The following is a 13,999-nucleotide window of genomic DNA, read 5'->3' as shown; positions in this document are numbered from 1 at the left end:
GCAATCGGTCGGTTCGCACGGCTCTCGCCGTCGGCGTCTGCGCTATCGCCCTGGCTGGTTGCGCCGGCGGCAAGAAGAAGCCCCGCCTGGCGTATGAGGAGCGGCCGGTCGAGCTGCTCTACAACACGGGCGCGAACCGGATGGACCGCGGCCAGTGGGCCCAGGCGGTCAACTACTTCCAGGAAGTGGAGCGCCAGCACCCCTATTCGGAATGGTCGCGCCGGTCGATCCTGATGCAGGCCTTCGCGCACTACCAGGCCAACGACTATCCGGAAGCCATCGCTGACGCCGAGCGGTTCATCCAGCTCTATCCCGGCAACGCGGCGGCGGCGTACGCCCACTACATCAAGGCTATCTGCTACTTCGAACAGATCGTCGACGTGGGCCGCGACCAGGCGGCCACCGGCCAGGCGCTCGCGGCGCTGCGCGAGATCGTTCAGCGCTATCCGAACACCGAGTACGCCTCGGACGCCCGGCTGAAGATCGACATGGTCAACGATCAGCTGGCCGGCAAGGAAATGACCATCGGCCGCTGGTACCTGCGCAACGGCGACACCCTGGCCGCCATCGGCCGGTTCCGCACCGTCGTCGACCGCTATCAGACCACCAGCCACACGCCGGAGGCGCTGTACCGGCTGTCGGAAAGCTATCTGACGCTGGGCTTGACCGAAGAGGCGACGCGCAACGGGGCGGTGCTCGGGCACAACTACCCGGGCGATGTCTGGTATTCCGACGCCTACAAGCTGCTGACCTCGCGCGGGCTGCGCCCGGCGGTCGAGCCGGCCGGCAGCCGCCGCGGCTTCCTGCGCGTGCCGTTCCGCAAGGACAAGTCGCAGACGGTCCGCCCGCCAGCGACCGCCCCGGCGGCGGCCGCGTCCGACGCCTCGGCCCAGGCGCCGGCGACCTGATATCCAGCCCTTCCGGCCGGGCTCGTCCCGACCGCCCTGACCGTCGGCGGCGCTGTGAGGACTGCCGGCGGCTTTCGCGTGCTTGAATGGCCGGAACCCGCCACGACGCGCGGAGCGAGGCCGGAGAACAAAACTGGACCAAAATCTCCGGTTTAGGCTTCCCGCGCCGGCGATTCCCAGCGATCTTGGCGGCCGATGCTGATCGGGCTGTGGATCCGCGACGTCGTGCTGATCGAAGCCCTCGACCTGTCGATCGGGCCGGGGCTGACGGCGCTTACCGGCGAGACCGGGGCGGGCAAGTCGATCATCCTGGACGCGCTGGGCCTGGCCACCGGAGCCCGCGCCGATGCGGGCCTGGTGCGCCGCGGCTCCCAGCAGGCGCTGGTGTCGGCCGTATTTGCGCCGGCGCCGCAGCATCCGGTGTGGGACCTGCTGGAAGACAAGGGCCTGTCCTACGCCCGCGACGAGGACCTGGTGCTGCGCCGGACGCTGGGGGCCGACGGCCGCAGCCGCGCCTTCGTCAACGACCAGGCGACCGGCGTCGGGGTGCTGCGCGAGCTCGGCGAGGCGCTGCTCGAGGTGCACGGCCAGCACGAGACCGTCGGGCTGCTCGACGCCCGCACCCATCGCGGCCTGCTCGACGCCTATGGGGCGCTGGCGGGCGAACTTTCGGCGACGCAGGACGCCTGGCGCGCCTGGACCGCGGCCCGGGCCCGCGTCGAGGATCTGCAGCGCGACGCGGCGCGAAGCGAGGCCGAGACCGAGGAGATGACCCTGCGGCTGGCCGAACTCGACCGGCTCGACCCGCAGGACGGAGAGGAGACCGAGCTCGCCGAGGCGCGCGCGGTGCTGGGGGCGGCGGAAAAGGCGCTGGCCGACATCGCCCAGGCGCAGGGCGCGTTCGAGGGCCTGTCCGGCAAGCTGGCCGGCGCGTTGCGGGCGGTCGACCGGGCGCGCGAGCGGGCGCTGAACGCCGGGGCCGGCGAGGACGGGACGGCGGTCCGGCGGCTGTCCGAGGCGTCGGCGGCGCTCGACCGGGCGCTGGTCGAGGCCCAGGAGGCCGAGGCGGCGGTCGAGGCCTGCGCCGAGGCCTTCGATTTCGAGCCGAGCCGCCTTGAGAAGGCGGAGGAGCGGCTGTTCGACCTGCGTGGCCTGGCCCGCAAGCTGAACGTCACGGTCACCGACCTGCCGGCGGTGCGCCGCCAGTTCGCCGAGCGGCTGCGGGCGGCGGAGACCTCGGGCGACACGCTGATCGCCGCCGAGAAGGCGCAGGCCGAGGCGCGGGAGGCCTATCTCGCCGCCGCCGCGGCGCTGAGCGCGGCGCGGCGTGCGGCCGGCGAGCGGCTGAGCGCAGCGGTGATGGCCGAGCTCGGCCCGCTCAAGCTGGACAAGGCGCGGTTCCGGGTGGTCGTCGAGCCGCTGGACGAGGCGCGGGCGGGAGCGGCGGGCGCCGACCGCCTGGCCTTCGAGGTCGCCACCAACCCCGGCGCGCCATTCGGCGAGCTGGGCGCCATCGCCTCCGGCGGCGAGTTGGCGCGGTTCGCCCTGGCGCTGAAGGCGGCGCTGGCCGGTCGGGGCGGGCCTCAGCCGCTGATGATCTTCGACGAGGTCGACCAGGGGGTCGGCGGGGCGGTGGCCGACGCGGTCGGCCTGCGCCTGAAGGGGCTCGCGCAAGACGCCCAGGTGCTGGTCGTGACCCACTCGCCGCAGGTCGCGGCCCGCGCCGAGGCGCACTGGCGGATCGCGAAGGCCGGCGAGGGCGACCGCTTGCGCACGACGGTCGAGGTGCTGTCGCCCGCCGACCGCGAGGAAGAGATCGCGCGCATGCTGGCGGGCGCCGAGATCACCGACGCGGCGCGAGCGGCCGCACGGGCGCTGATCGGAGCGTGAACTTCCGCTAGGCTCGCGGCATGGATTCCCGCCCCCCTGTCGACGACCTGACCGAAGCCGAAGCGGCGGAGGAGCTGCAATCGCTGGCCGAGGAGCTGGCGGCGCACGACATCCGCTATCACCAGGAAGACCAGCCGACGATTTCGGACGCCGAGTACGACGCGCTGAAGCGGCGGGCGCTGGAGATCGAGGAGCGGTTTCCGGACCTCACGAGCGAGCGGTCGCCCTCGCAGGTGGTCGGGGCGGCCGCGTCGAGCCAGTTCGCGCCGGTGCGTCACGGCGTGCCGATGCTGTCGCTGGACAATGCGTTCAGCGCCCCCGAGGTCGCCGATTTCGTGGCCCGGGTGCGGCGGTTCCTGAAGCTAGACCCAGGCGAAGAGGTCGCCTTCGTGGCCGAGCCGAAGATCGACGGGCTGAGCGCCTCCCTGCGCTACGAGGACGGGGTCCTCGTCCAGGGGGCGACGCGCGGCGACGGGCGGACCGGGGAAGACGTCACCGCCAATCTGAAGACCCTGCCGCAGACCGACATTCCGCATCGGCTGGCCGGCTCCGGCTGGCCGGCCGTCATCGAGATCCGGGGCGAGGTCTATGCGCCGAACGCCGAGTTCGACGCGTTCAACGCCGCCGCCGAGGGGGCCGGGACGCGGACCTACGCCAACCCGCGCAATTTCGCCGCCGGCTCGCTGCGGCAGAAGGATCCGGCGATCACCGCCCAGCGGCCGTTGCGGTTCTTCGCCTATGCCTGGGGCGAGGCGTCGGGGGCGTTCGGCGCCACCCAGGCCGAGGCGCTGAAGGCGCTGGAGTCCTGGGGATTCCAGGTGAACCCACGCTCGGTCCGGGTCGCAGACGGCGGCGACCTCGAGGCGATCTACGACGCGCTCCAGGCGGACCGGGCAGGGCTCGGCTACGACATCGACGGCGTGGTCTACAAGGTCGATCGGCTGGACTGGCAGCAGCGGCTGGGCTTCGTCGCCCGCACGCCGCGCTGGGCCATCGCCCACAAGTTCCCGGCCCAGCAGGCGCTGACGGTGCTGGAGGGCATCGACATCCAGGTCGGGCGGACGGGCTCGCTGACGCCGGTCGCGCGGCTGCATCCCGTCACCGTGGGCGGAGTGGTGGTCCGCAACGCCACCTTGCACAACGAGGACGAGATCGCCCGCAAGGACGTGCGGATCGGCGACACGGTGGTGCTGCAGAGGGCGGGGGACGTGATTCCGCAGATCCTCGGCGTGGTGGCGGAGAAGCGTCCGGCGGATGCGGTCCCTTACCTCTTCCCGACCCACTGCCCGGTATGCGGCTCGGAAGCGGTGCGCGAGGGCGATGAGGTGCGGCGGCGGTGCACCGGCGGCCTGATCTGCGACGCGCAGCTGGTCGAGCGGCTGAAGCATTTCGTCGGCCGCCGCGCCTTCGACGTCGAGGGGCTGGGCGAGAAGCAGCTCATCGCCTTCCGGGAGCGCGGCTGGCTCAATGAGCCGGCCGACATCTTCCGGCTGGCCCGGGACGCGGAGAAGCTCGACGCCCTGCGGGCCGAGGACGGCTATGGCGAGACCAGCGTGCGCAACCTCGTCGCCGGCATCGAGGCGCGGCGGACGATCCCGCTCGACCGGCTGATCTTCGCCCTGGGGATCCGCGAGATCGGCGAGCAGACGTCGATGCTGCTGGCGCGCCACTTCGGCGACTGGGGGAGCTTCCACGCCGCCTGCCTTGAGATCGCCGCCGGGCTGCCGTCGGTCGAGTGGACGCGCCTGGCCGAGGGCCATGGGGTGTCCGCCCGGACCCTGGCGGTGATGGCGGCGGCGGAGTTGGGCGACGCCGATCCCTGGCCGGCGGCGCCGATCGACCAGAAGCTGGCGCTGGCGTTTCCCGGCGTCGCGGCGCCGGCGCGGCGGGCGCTGGCGGACCTGGCGGCCGACTGGCCGGCCATCGTCGAGCTGGCACGCGTGGCGCGCGAGGACGGCCCGTCCGGCACGCTGACGGAGATTTCCGGCATCGCGGGCGTCGGGCCGGTGGCGGCGCGGGCGCTGGCGCAGTTCTTCCACGAGGCGCACAACCGCGAGGTGGTGGCGGCGCTCGTGTCCGAGCTTTCCGAGATCGAGCAGGTCGAGCGGCCGAAGACCGATACGGCGGTGGCCGGCAAGACCATCGTCTTCACCGGCAGCCTGGAGAAGATGACCCGCGACGAAGCCAAGGCCCAGGCTGAGCGCCTGGGGGCCAAGGTCTCTGGCTCGGTGTCGAAGAAGACCGACCTGGTGGTGGCCGGTCCGGGCGCGGGGTCGAAGCTGAAGACCGCGGCTGAGCTCGGCATCGAGGTGCTGACCGAGGACGAGTGGCTGGCCCTGGTCGGCGACTGAGCTAGACGGGGGCGCAGGCCTCGGCGAGCCAGGCGCGAACGGCCGGCTCGAGCTGCGGGCCGATCACCGCCAGAACCTGGGCGTGGTAGGCGTCGAGCTGGGCGCGCTCTTCGGCGGTCAGCAGGTCGGCGTCGATCAGGGCGCGATCGATGGGGGCGAGCGTCAGGGTCTCGAAGCCGAGCATCGGCCGCTCGCCGCCGGGGATGTCGGCGGCCTCGGTGACGACCTGCAGGTTCTCGATGCGGATGCCGTAGGCGCCTTCCTTGTAGTAGCCGGGCTCGTTGGAGACGATCATGCCGGGCCGCAGGGCGACGCTGTTCGGGGCCTTGGAGATCCGCTGCGGGCCTTCGTGGACGCCGAGGTAGGAGCCGACCCCATGGCCGGTGCCGTGGTCGTAGTCCAGGCCGTGGGCCCACAGGGCGACGCGGGCCAGGGCGTCCAGGGCCGATCCGGTCGTGCCGGCCGGGAAGCGGACACGGGCGAGGGCGAGGTTGCCCTTCAGCACCAGGGTGAAGCGCTGGCGCATCTCGGCGCTGGGCTGGCCGATCGCCACCGTGCGGGTGACGTCGGTGGTGCCGTCGAGGTACTGGGCGCCGGAATCCACGAGGAGCAGAGAGCCGGCCTCGGCGCGCCTGTTGAGCCGCGAAGTCGGCCGGTAGTGGACGATGGCGCCGTTCGAGCCGGCGCCGGCGATGGTGTCGAAGGAGAGGTCCTTGAGCGCGCCGGTCGCCTCCCGGAACGCCTCCAACTTCGAGACGACCTCGACCTCGTCGGGCGGCGTGGCCTGAGCGTCGGTGGCCAGCCAGTGGAGGAAGCGGGCGAGGGCGGCGCCGTCGCGGGCATGGGCGTCGCGGGCGCCCTGGACCTCGACCGGGTTCTTGGCGGCGCGGGGCAGGGCGCAGGGGTCCTCGCCGCGGACGATCTCGGCCCCGGCTCCGGCCAGGGCCTCGAAGTACCAGGCGGAGGACTGGGCGGGATCGACGACGACCCGTTGACCGCGCAGCTCGGCCAGGGCCTGCGGCAGGTCCTCCGGCGTTTCCAGGCGCACGCCGTTGCCGAGCCAGGCGGGCAGGTCGGCGGTCACCTTCTGCGGATCGAGGAACAGTCGGGCCGACCCGTCGCGGTTCAGGATCGCCTGGGCCAGCGGGAGGGGCGAGCGGATGACGTCGCCGCCCCGGATGTTGAACAGCCAGGCGATGGAGGCGGGAGCGGTCAGCACCGCTGCGTCGGCCCCGCCGGACAGGGTCGCGCCGACCCGGGCCCGTTTGGTCGCCGAATCCTCTCCGGCATACTGCAGGGGGTGCGGGACGACGGGGGCGATCGGCTGCGGCGGACGCGCGGCGCCCCAGGCCTGATCGACCGGGTTGGGCGTCACCGGGCGAAGCTCGGCGCCGGCGCGGGCGGCGGCGGCCTTCAGGCGGTCGAGGGCGTCGGGGCTGTGCAGCCGCGGGTCGTAGCCGATGGCCTGGCCGCGGGCGGCGGCGGTCTCGAGGTAAGCGGGGACGCCGCCCTCGACGAGGTCGCGGATCTCGAAGCTGGTCGCATCGACCTGGTCGCGGACCTGAAGGGTGTAGCGGCCGTCGACGAAGACCGCGGCCCGCTCCTTGAGGATCACAGCGGCGCCGGCCGAGCCGGTGAAGCCGGTGGCCCAGGCGAGGCGGTCGTTGGCGGCGGGCAGGTATTCGTTCTGGTGCTCGTCCTCGTGCGGGACCAGGAAGCCGTCGAGGCCCTGGGCGGCCATCGCCGCGCGGATCAGGGGCAGGTGGCGCGGGCCGAAGGTCGGATCGGTGGTCTCGTCGAAGGTCTGGCGCATGGGTCAGATGTAGGCGCTCTGGAGAGAGCGGGCAAAGGTCTGATTTGATCCGGGTAAAATTGACGTCGAGGTCGCCGTGGGCTAGAGCGCGGCCATGGACAAGGAAGCTCGACGGGCGCTGTTGCGCGACTTCAAGGACCGCAAGCCGGCAGTCGGCGTGTTCGCCTTGCGATGCGTGGGGACGGGGGAGGTCTGGGTCGGGCCCTCGAAGAACCTCGGCCAGCAGCCGAACGCCATCGCCTTCGCTCTGAAGATGGGGCCGGGCGGGCGGCTGCATCCGGCGCTGCACGCCGCCTATGCGGCGCATGGAGCGCCAGCGTTCGAGGTGCTGGAGACGATCGACGACGAGGCGCTGGAGCGGTTCGGCCTCGACGCGCGGCTCAAGGACCGCCTGGCGCACTGGCTGACGGCGCTCGGCGCGCCGAAGGTGTTCGGCTGAGCCTCGGTCAGGGGCCGGTCGGCTCGAGGTCCGACGGCGCGAAGGCGGCGGCGTCGGCGGTGGCCTGGGCGGCGTCGCCGGCTTGCTGGGCAGCCGCTTCGGTGGCGCGGGCGGCGCCTTCCATCGCGCGCTGGGCCGAGCGGCTCGCCTGGAGGGCCGCGTCCTGGGCCACCACAGCGGCGGCGGTGGAGGTAGCGACGGGCGCGGGCTCGGCGATGGCGACCGGCGCCGCCGGCAGGGGCCCGGCAGGCCGGGTCAGGAAGGCGATGACCCCCACCACCGCCACGACGGCGATCAGGGCGGCGGCCCACCAGCCGGCGGCGGCGCCCCGGCGCTCGACGACCACCACCCGTTCGGCGGGGATCGCGGTTTCAGGCGCTTCGGACACGACGTTCTCCTCCGGCCCAAGCTGAGCCGTGAGGTAACGCCAGCCGGATGCGGCGGTTCCTAGGCGCGGCTGAGGACGAGGGTCGCCCAGGCGTCGCGGTGCAGCCGGCGCACGAGGCGAAAGCCCTTGGAGGTATAGGCGGCGAGCACCCGCCGCTCCTGGGTGCGGAGCAGGCCCGACAGGATGGCGACGCCGCCGGGCTTCAGGGCCAGCTTGATGTCGTGCGACAGGGCGACCAGGGGCGGCGCCAGGATGTTGGCGAACACGAGGTCGTAGGGCCCTTCGGCCCGCACCTTCTGATCGTTGAGGCCGCTGGCGTGGACGAAGCGGGCGTCGGCGGCGTTCAGGGCGGCGTTTTCGTTGGCGATGCGGACCGAGGGCGCGTCGATGTCGGTCCCGATGGCGATGCGCGAGCCGGTGCGCGCCGCCGCGATGGCCAGCACCCCGGTGCCGCAGCCGACGTCCAGCACGCGCTCGAAGCGGCGGGCCTTCAGGAGGTCGTGGAAGGCCTGCAGGCAGCCGACGGTGGTGCCGTGGTGGCCGGTGCCGAACGCCGCGCCGGCCTCGATCCGCAGGTTGATGGTGCTGGCAGGGGCCTGGCCCTTGTCGTGCGCGCCGTAGACGAAGAACCGGCCGGCGCGCACCGGCGGCAGGCCCGACAGCGCCATGGCCAGCCAGTCGGCGTCGGCCAGCTTCTCGTTGACGACGCGCAGCGACGGATGGGCAGCGAGGGAGGCAAGGAGGGCGGTGGTCTCCTCGTCCGAAGTCGGGAAGGCGTCGATGCGCCAGACGTCGCGGTCCTCGTCCTCTTCGAGGATGGAATAGGTCAGGGTCTCGGTGGCCGGGGTTTCGTCGAGCTGGACGGCGGCGGCCTCGGCGTCGGCGCGCGGGCCGCGGGCGATGATCTGACGGGCGGCGACGGGAAGGTCGGCAGGCGGGGCGGCGGCTTCACTCATGGCGGGCCGTCTAGCGGCCGCGGGCCGGAAAGGCGAGGGCCGATCAGCCGATGGCGACGACGGTGGTGTCGCCGGTCGCTTCGGGCGGTGCGTCGGCGTCGATGTCGGCAACCGGCTCGAAGGCCGGCGCGGGGCGATGGGCGGGATCTGCGCCGTAGGCGACGCCGCCGGTCATCGACGGGTAGTCGGCGCGCTGGGGCGGCGGCTCCCAGACCGTCGGCGTCGGAGTGGTTTGGGGGTCGTCGAAGGCGCTGTCGGCATAGGCCGACGCCTCGAAGGCGGGGGCCTCGACCACGGGCTCCTCGCGCCAGGCTACGGGCGCCCAGTCGGAGCCGGTGACGTACTGCGGCAGCTGGCCGTCGCGATAGGCGAGAGTCCAGCCGTCGTCGAACGGCCCAGTCGACCGCGCCGCCGACCAGCCGGTGAAGATCTGCGGGCCTTCCGGACGCTCATCGGCGCGCAGGTCCGGCTTCATGGCGCCGCCGAGCAGGAGCCCTGCGACCGCCGCCACGCCCACCCCTGCCAAGATCCGCCTGTCCTTCACCGGAATGCCTCCGCGTTTCCGGCGATAGAAAGCGCGAGGGGCGCAGTTGGTTCAGGATCGGGCCGCAGGGCTGGTCCGATCTGCGATCCCGGGCGTTGAGACCGCGGGAGGCCCCGACATGACCAAATACCATCCGCTGTCCGAGCGCCTGCGCACCGAAACCGGCCCGGAGTGGAGCGCCAGTTTCTCCGAAATCGAGGCCGTGCTGGGCTTTCCTCTGCCGAAGGGGGCGCGGGCCGGGCGGACCTGGTGGACGCGGGCCGAAGGCCGGCCGCACGCGCGGGCCTGGATGGACGCCGGCTTCGAGGCGCAGGTCGACCTGGCGCGCAACCTCGTCACCTTCCGCCGGGCGACGATCCTGCCGGCGCCGGAGGTGCAGCCGCCGGCGATGCTGGAGGCCGCCGAGGCGGCGTCGCAGGACATGCACCGGACACGGGCGGTGGGGGGCGCGGCGATCGTCGGGGCCACGGTCGCCGGGATCGCCGGCGTGGCGGCGCTGACATTGCGGCTGCTGAAGGCGCGGCGTTCCTGATCTTGCTCGTCATGGCCGGGCCTGTCCCGGCAGGATGAACGGGCGCGGTCAGGCCTTTTCGACGAAGCTGTCGAGGACCTTTTTCTCGCCGGCCTTCTCGAACTGGACGGTGAGCTTGTTGCCGTCGACGGCGCTGACGCGGCCGTAGCCGAACTTCACGTGGAAGACGCGGTCGCCGCCCTTGTAGGCGCTGGCGGCGGAGGTGACGGCGACGAGGCGGCCTTCGCCTTCGATGACCTGCTGGCGGCCGGGGTGGCCGCCGCGGTAGCCGGAGGCCTGGGCGCGTTTCCAGCCGGGCGAGGAATAGCCGGCGCCGAACGACGGGCTTTCGTCCCAGCGGCTGCCGTGCTGCTGCATGCCCGGGCCGCCGCCGTAATAGCCGGTCTCCGAGCTCGCCTCGACGTTGGCGGGAGGCAGCTCGTCGACGAAACGGCTGGGCAACTGGCTGGTCCAGCGGCCGTAGACCTGGCGGTTGGCGGCGAAGGAGATCCGCGCCTCTTCCCGGGCGCGGGTGATGCCGACGTAGGCGAGGCGGCGCTCTTCCTCCAGGCCCTTCTCGCCCTTCTCGTCCATGCTGCGCTGGGAGGGGAAGACGCCTTCCTCCCAGCCGGGCAGGAAGACCAGCGGCCATTCGAGGCCCTTGGCCTGGTGCAGGGTCATGACCTGGACGCTGTCGGCGGCTGGGCCGCGTTCCAGCTCCATGACCAGGGAGACGTGCTCCAGATAGGCCTCCAGGGTCTCGTAGCCGGACATCGACTGGACGAGTTCCTTGAGGTTCTCCAAGCGGCCTTGGGCCTGGGGAGAGCGGTCGAGCTTGAGGGCGTCGGTGTAGCCGCTCTCCTCCAGCACCATCTCCATCAGCCGGGCGTGGTCGATGCGCTGGGCCTCGCCGCGCCAGCGTTCGAGGTCGCGCAGGAAGTTTGAGAGAGAGGTCCGGGTCTTGGCGGCGAGCTCGTCGGTCAGCACCACCTGGCGGGCGGCCTGGACGACGGGGACGCCATTCAGCCGGGCGATCTGCAACAGCTTCTGGACGGTGGTGTCGCCGATGCCGCGCTTGGGCGTGTTGACGATCCGCTCGAAGGCCAGGTCGTCGTCGGGCGAGGAGATAAGCCGCAGGTAGGCGATGGCGTCGCGGATCTCGGCGCGTTCGAAGAACCGCGGGCCGCCGATGACCACGTAGGGGATCTGCAGCAGGACGAACCGCTCTTCGAAGGCCCGCATCTGGAACGAGGCGCGGACGAGGATGGCCATGTTCGAGTATTTGCGGCCCTGGCGCCTGGCGCGTTCGATCTCGTCGGCGATCAGCCGGCTTTCGGCGTCGCCGTCCCAGACGCCGCGGACGATGACCTTTTCGCCGCCGTCGGCCTCGGTCCACAGGGTCTTGCCGAGCCGGCCCTTGTTGGCGGCGATCAGGCCGGAGGCGGCGGCGAGGATGTGGCTGGTCGAGCGATAGTTGCGCTCCAGCCGCACGACCTTGGCGCCCGGGAAGTCGCGCTCGAAGCGCAGGATGTTGTCCACCTCCGCGCCGCGCCAGCCGTAGATCGACTGGTCGTCGTCGCCGACGCAGCAGACGTTCTGGCGCTTCTGGGCCAGCAGGCGCAGCCACAGGTATTGGGCGACGTTGGTGTCCTGATACTCATCGACCAGCAGGTATCTGAACCGGTCATGATAGTCGGCCAGCACGTCGGGCTGGCTGGTGAAGATCGCGAGGTTGTGCAGCAGCAGGTCGCCGAAGTCGCAGGCGTTCAGGACGCGCAGGCGCTCCTGGTACATGCGGTAGAGCGCCTGGCCGCGCCCGTTCGCGAAGTGAGCGCTTTCGGAGGCGGGCACCTGGTCGGGACGCCAGCCGCGGTTCTTCCACTGGTCGATCAGCCCGGCCAACATCTTCGGCGGCCAGCGCTTGGCGTCGATGTTCTCGGCCTCCAGCACCTGTTTGATCAGCCGCTCCTGATCGTCGGTGTCGAGGATGGTGTAGTTCGACTTCAGGCCGACCAGCTCGGCGTGGCGGCGCAGGATCTGGGCGGCGATGGCGTGGAAGGTGCCCAGCCAGCGCAAGCCCTCGGCCGACGGGCCGATGATGTGGGTGATCCGCTCGCGCATCTCGCGGGCGGCCTTGTTGGTGAAGGTGACGGCGAGCAATTCCCACGGCCGGGCGCGGCCGGTGGCGAGGATGTGGGCCAGGCGGGTGGTCAGGACACGGGTCTTGCCCGTGCCGGCGCCGGCGAGGACCAGCACGGGGCCGTCCACCGCCTCGACCGCCTCGCGCTGCTCCGGATTCAGGCCGTCGAGATAGTCGCCGGGGCGGGCGTCGACGCGAGCGAGGTCGGAGATGCGGACAGGGGCGGGCGACCGGTCGTCGGGGAACTGGGATTCGGACGGGGACATCGGACGCCACTTAGCATCTCGCGCGCCGAATCGTTAGCCCGCGTTCGCCCTGTGTTCCGCAAGACGGCCGGTGCGAACGTCAGCAACTCGGGCGGGAAGCCGCTTTTTGAGGGTCGTCGCAACTTCGCAAGGGAGTGTCGATTGTCCGACGATGAGCGAGCGCGGCAAGACCCATGGCGCCGAGCGCGGCCTGGACCGCCTAGAGGGCTTCAGTGATGCGGTCTTCGCGATCGCCCTGACGCTGCTGATTGTCGAGATCAAGGTCCCGGGGGCTCCGCAGGGTCCGCATGGTTATAGCGACCTTCTGAAGGCCATGGCCGAGCAGTGGCGGGAGCACTTGGCGCTGTTGCTCTGCTACGCGGTGATCGGCGCCTTCTGGGTGCAGCATCACTATTCCAGGCGCATATACGCCAAGAGCGATCACGGGTTCAGCGTGCTCAATCTGCTGTTCCTGCTGGCCATCGTCTTCATTCCGTATCCGATCCGCGCCTGGTGCTACCACCTGGGGACAACGTTCGAGCCGCAGGCCGCCGTCACGATGTCCGTCGGCCTGGCGCTCACCGCCTGCGCTTGGATGGGCAAGTGGTTCTACGGGATGTCAGGGCGACGGGTCATGGATGAGCGGCTGGCCCCGGACTTCCTGCGGCAGATGACTCGCCGCTACGGCCTCGCGACTCTCGTCCAGATCGCCGCGGTTCCACTGACCCTTGCCGCGCCGCGCCCCGGGGTGAGCCTCGCCCTGTTGTGCGTGGCGTTCTTCCTGCTGCCCCAACCGAGGCCGCGCTACAAACCCGGCCAGGAGCCGAGCGGGGAAGAGAAGACCAGCGCGTAAGCGCGGGCGGGGGGGGGACGCGACGGGTGGCTACCGAGCGTCCGGCGACGGTTGGATCAGTCGCCCCGGTCGCCAGTCTTCCACATCGGTCTCGAACACGCGGCCTGTCGATCCTTCAACGACAAACCACCCTATCAAAGTGCTGCCGCAAACATCGTCACCGCAATCGTCGCGCTTACTGTGAAGGCCAACGACATAGTAGCCTTTCGGACCCGCATCCGGAGGGATGATGTCACAGAACGCTATGACAGAAGTTTGTAGGTGACGTTCGGCGGCCACAGCTCGCTTGGTTAGGTCGCAGGCAGCCCTTTGAGTTTGCACCGGCCGGTTGTGTGCCGCGGCCGCTTGGGAAGCATGGCTGGTCGTGAGAAGGATGGTCGCGATCACGAATGAGGGAGCAATTCCGCTTCGCTTCATGGGCAGACAGTAGTGGAGCCTCCGCTGTCCGCAACGATCGAAACCCACCATCCGCTCCGCAACCGAGGGCAAGCGGTTGCAGGGGTGTACGGTTTTGTCGCGAACACCGAACATCGGTCGCACGCTCGGCGGCTGGCTTAAGAGGCGCCGAGGAACTTCCGCCGCCCAGCCTCCGTTCGCAGCGCAAACGCGAGGAACATCCCCATGACGGATCAGAGCCCTTCGTCGGGCGCCGGGAAGTCCCGGCCAAGAATTCCGCCGCTGCTTTGGATCGTGATCGCCGCTCTGGTCGCCTGGATGGTGGTGGCGATGGTGCAGCGGCAGGGCACAGACCGGACGCCGCAGGGCGGCACGATGCCGGCCCAGGCCGAGGGCGCGTCGATCATGCCCGCCGCTCCCGCTGGGCCGGGCGCCCCCGCGACGCCGGGCGGCGTGGTCAACGGACCCGCTCAGCCGGCGCCTTAAGCCCCGGCGGCTGGACGCGGCAGGCGCCGGCCGGTATCGCGACGCCTTCGCGCGTGGAGCTATGCCGCTTGAGCCCCGA

At 71.4% G+C, this 13,999-nt stretch carries 12 protein-coding genes; 6 read left to right on the top strand and 6 right to left on the bottom strand.

Annotated features, from left to right (window positions below; genetic code table 11):
* Positions 1 to 44: 44 nt before the first annotated feature.
* From ACILRF_RS09580 to ligA, 3 genes are all read left to right on the top strand, one after another.
* Positions 45 to 908, top strand: a complete 864-nt coding sequence (locus tag ACILRF_RS09580) for an outer membrane protein assembly factor BamD (protein WP_395672267.1) — start codon at positions 45 to 47, stop codon at positions 906 to 908.
* Between the two features lie 195 nt (positions 909 to 1,103).
* Complete coding sequence (gene recN / locus ACILRF_RS09575) at positions 1,104 to 2,798, top strand: DNA repair protein RecN (RefSeq protein ID WP_395672265.1); 1,695 nt, start codon at positions 1,104 to 1,106, stop codon at positions 2,796 to 2,798.
* 20 nt (positions 2,799 to 2,818) lie between these two features.
* Positions 2,819 to 5,149 (top strand): NAD-dependent DNA ligase LigA, encoded by a 2,331-nt coding sequence (gene ligA, locus ACILRF_RS09570; RefSeq protein ID WP_395672263.1) that lies wholly within the window; start codon positions 2,819 to 2,821, stop codon positions 5,147 to 5,149.
* Between the two features lies 1 nt (position 5,150).
* Here ligA and ACILRF_RS09565 read toward each other — a convergent pair whose 3' ends face one another.
* Positions 5,151 to 6,962, bottom strand: a complete 1,812-nt coding sequence (locus ACILRF_RS09565) for an aminopeptidase P family protein (RefSeq protein ID WP_395672261.1) — start codon at positions 6,960 to 6,962, stop codon at positions 5,151 to 5,153.
* 94 nt (positions 6,963 to 7,056) lie between these two features.
* On the opposite strand from ACILRF_RS09565, the gene ACILRF_RS09560 reads away from it, so the two are divergent.
* On the top strand, positions 7,057 to 7,401 hold the full coding sequence (locus tag ACILRF_RS09560; protein ID WP_395672259.1) for a GIY-YIG nuclease family protein: 345 nt from the start codon (positions 7,057 to 7,059) through the stop codon (positions 7,399 to 7,401).
* A 7-nt stretch (positions 7,402 to 7,408) separates the two neighbouring features.
* On the opposite strand, the gene ACILRF_RS09555 is transcribed toward ACILRF_RS09560, so the two are convergent.
* The 3 genes from ACILRF_RS09555 to ACILRF_RS09545 are packed head-to-tail and all read right to left on the bottom strand — an operon-like array spanning position 7,409 to position 9,256.
* Positions 7,409 to 7,789, bottom strand: a complete 381-nt coding sequence (locus ACILRF_RS09555) for a hypothetical protein (protein WP_395672257.1) — start codon at positions 7,787 to 7,789, stop codon at positions 7,409 to 7,411.
* A 59-nt stretch (positions 7,790 to 7,848) separates the two neighbouring features.
* Entirely contained in the window at positions 7,849 to 8,745 is an 897-nt protein-coding gene (locus ACILRF_RS09550) for a 50S ribosomal protein L11 methyltransferase (protein ID WP_395672255.1), read from the bottom strand.
* A gap of 43 nt (positions 8,746 to 8,788) precedes the next feature.
* Entirely contained in the window at positions 8,789 to 9,256 is a 468-nt protein-coding gene (locus tag ACILRF_RS09545; RefSeq protein ID WP_395672253.1) for a hypothetical protein, read from the bottom strand.
* A gap of 151 nt (positions 9,257 to 9,407) precedes the next feature.
* Here ACILRF_RS09545 and ACILRF_RS09540 point away from each other — a divergent pair, with 151 nt between their 5' ends.
* Positions 9,408 to 9,821 (top strand): hypothetical protein, encoded by a 414-nt coding sequence (locus tag ACILRF_RS09540; RefSeq protein WP_395672251.1) that lies wholly within the window; start codon positions 9,408 to 9,410, stop codon positions 9,819 to 9,821.
* Positions 9,822 to 9,869: 48 nt separating this feature from the next.
* On the opposite strand, the gene ACILRF_RS09535 is transcribed toward ACILRF_RS09540, so the two are convergent.
* Positions 9,870 to 12,206 (bottom strand): ATP-dependent helicase, encoded by a 2,337-nt coding sequence (locus tag ACILRF_RS09535; protein WP_395672250.1) that lies wholly within the window; start codon positions 12,204 to 12,206, stop codon positions 9,870 to 9,872.
* Positions 12,207 to 12,357: 151 nt separating this feature from the next.
* Between ACILRF_RS09535 and ACILRF_RS09530 the strand changes: the two genes are divergently transcribed.
* On the top strand, positions 12,358 to 13,038 hold the full coding sequence (locus tag ACILRF_RS09530; protein WP_395672248.1) for a TMEM175 family protein: 681 nt from the start codon (positions 12,358 to 12,360) through the stop codon (positions 13,036 to 13,038).
* A gap of 629 nt (positions 13,039 to 13,667) precedes the next feature.
* Here ACILRF_RS09530 and ACILRF_RS09525 read toward each other — a convergent pair.
* Positions 13,668 to 13,841, bottom strand: a complete 174-nt coding sequence (locus tag ACILRF_RS09525) for a hypothetical protein (protein ID WP_395672246.1) — start codon at positions 13,839 to 13,841, stop codon at positions 13,668 to 13,670.
* Between the last annotated feature and the right edge of the window lie 158 nt (positions 13,842 to 13,999).

It is taken from the genome of Phenylobacterium sp., from assembly GCF_044236515.1.
Lineage (GTDB): Bacteria > Pseudomonadota > Alphaproteobacteria > Caulobacterales > Caulobacteraceae > Phenylobacterium.
The sequence above is the reverse complement of the archived record's forward strand: the minus strand, read 5'-3'. Positions and strand labels throughout refer to the sequence as shown.

Excerpts from the sequence above, each read along its gene's own strand:
- ACILRF_RS09530 (WP_395672248.1), top strand. The coding sequence starts at position 12,358 with ATGAGCGAGCGCGGCAAGACCCATGGCGCCGAGCGCGGCCTGGACCGC.
- ACILRF_RS09535 (WP_395672250.1), bottom strand. The coding sequence starts at position 12,206 with ATGTCCCCGTCCGAATCCCAGTTCCCCGACGACCGGTCGCCCGCCCCT.
- ACILRF_RS09560 (WP_395672259.1), top strand. The coding sequence starts at position 7,057 with ATGGACAAGGAAGCTCGACGGGCGCTGTTGCGCGACTTCAAGGACCGC.
- ACILRF_RS09565 (WP_395672261.1), bottom strand. The coding sequence starts at position 6,962 with ATGCGCCAGACCTTCGACGAGACCACCGATCCGACCTTCGGCCCGCGC.
- ACILRF_RS09540 (WP_395672251.1), top strand. The coding sequence starts at position 9,408 with ATGACCAAATACCATCCGCTGTCCGAGCGCCTGCGCACCGAAACCGGC.
- ACILRF_RS09525 (WP_395672246.1), bottom strand. The coding sequence starts at position 13,841 with ATGATCGACGCGCCCTCGGCCTGGGCCGGCATCGTGCCGCCCTGCGGC.
- ACILRF_RS09550 (WP_395672255.1), bottom strand. The coding sequence starts at position 8,745 with ATGAGTGAAGCCGCCGCCCCGCCTGCCGACCTTCCCGTCGCCGCCCGT.
- recN (WP_395672265.1), top strand. The coding sequence starts at position 1,104 with ATGCTGATCGGGCTGTGGATCCGCGACGTCGTGCTGATCGAAGCCCTC.
- ligA (WP_395672263.1), top strand. The coding sequence starts at position 2,819 with ATGGATTCCCGCCCCCCTGTCGACGACCTGACCGAAGCCGAAGCGGCG.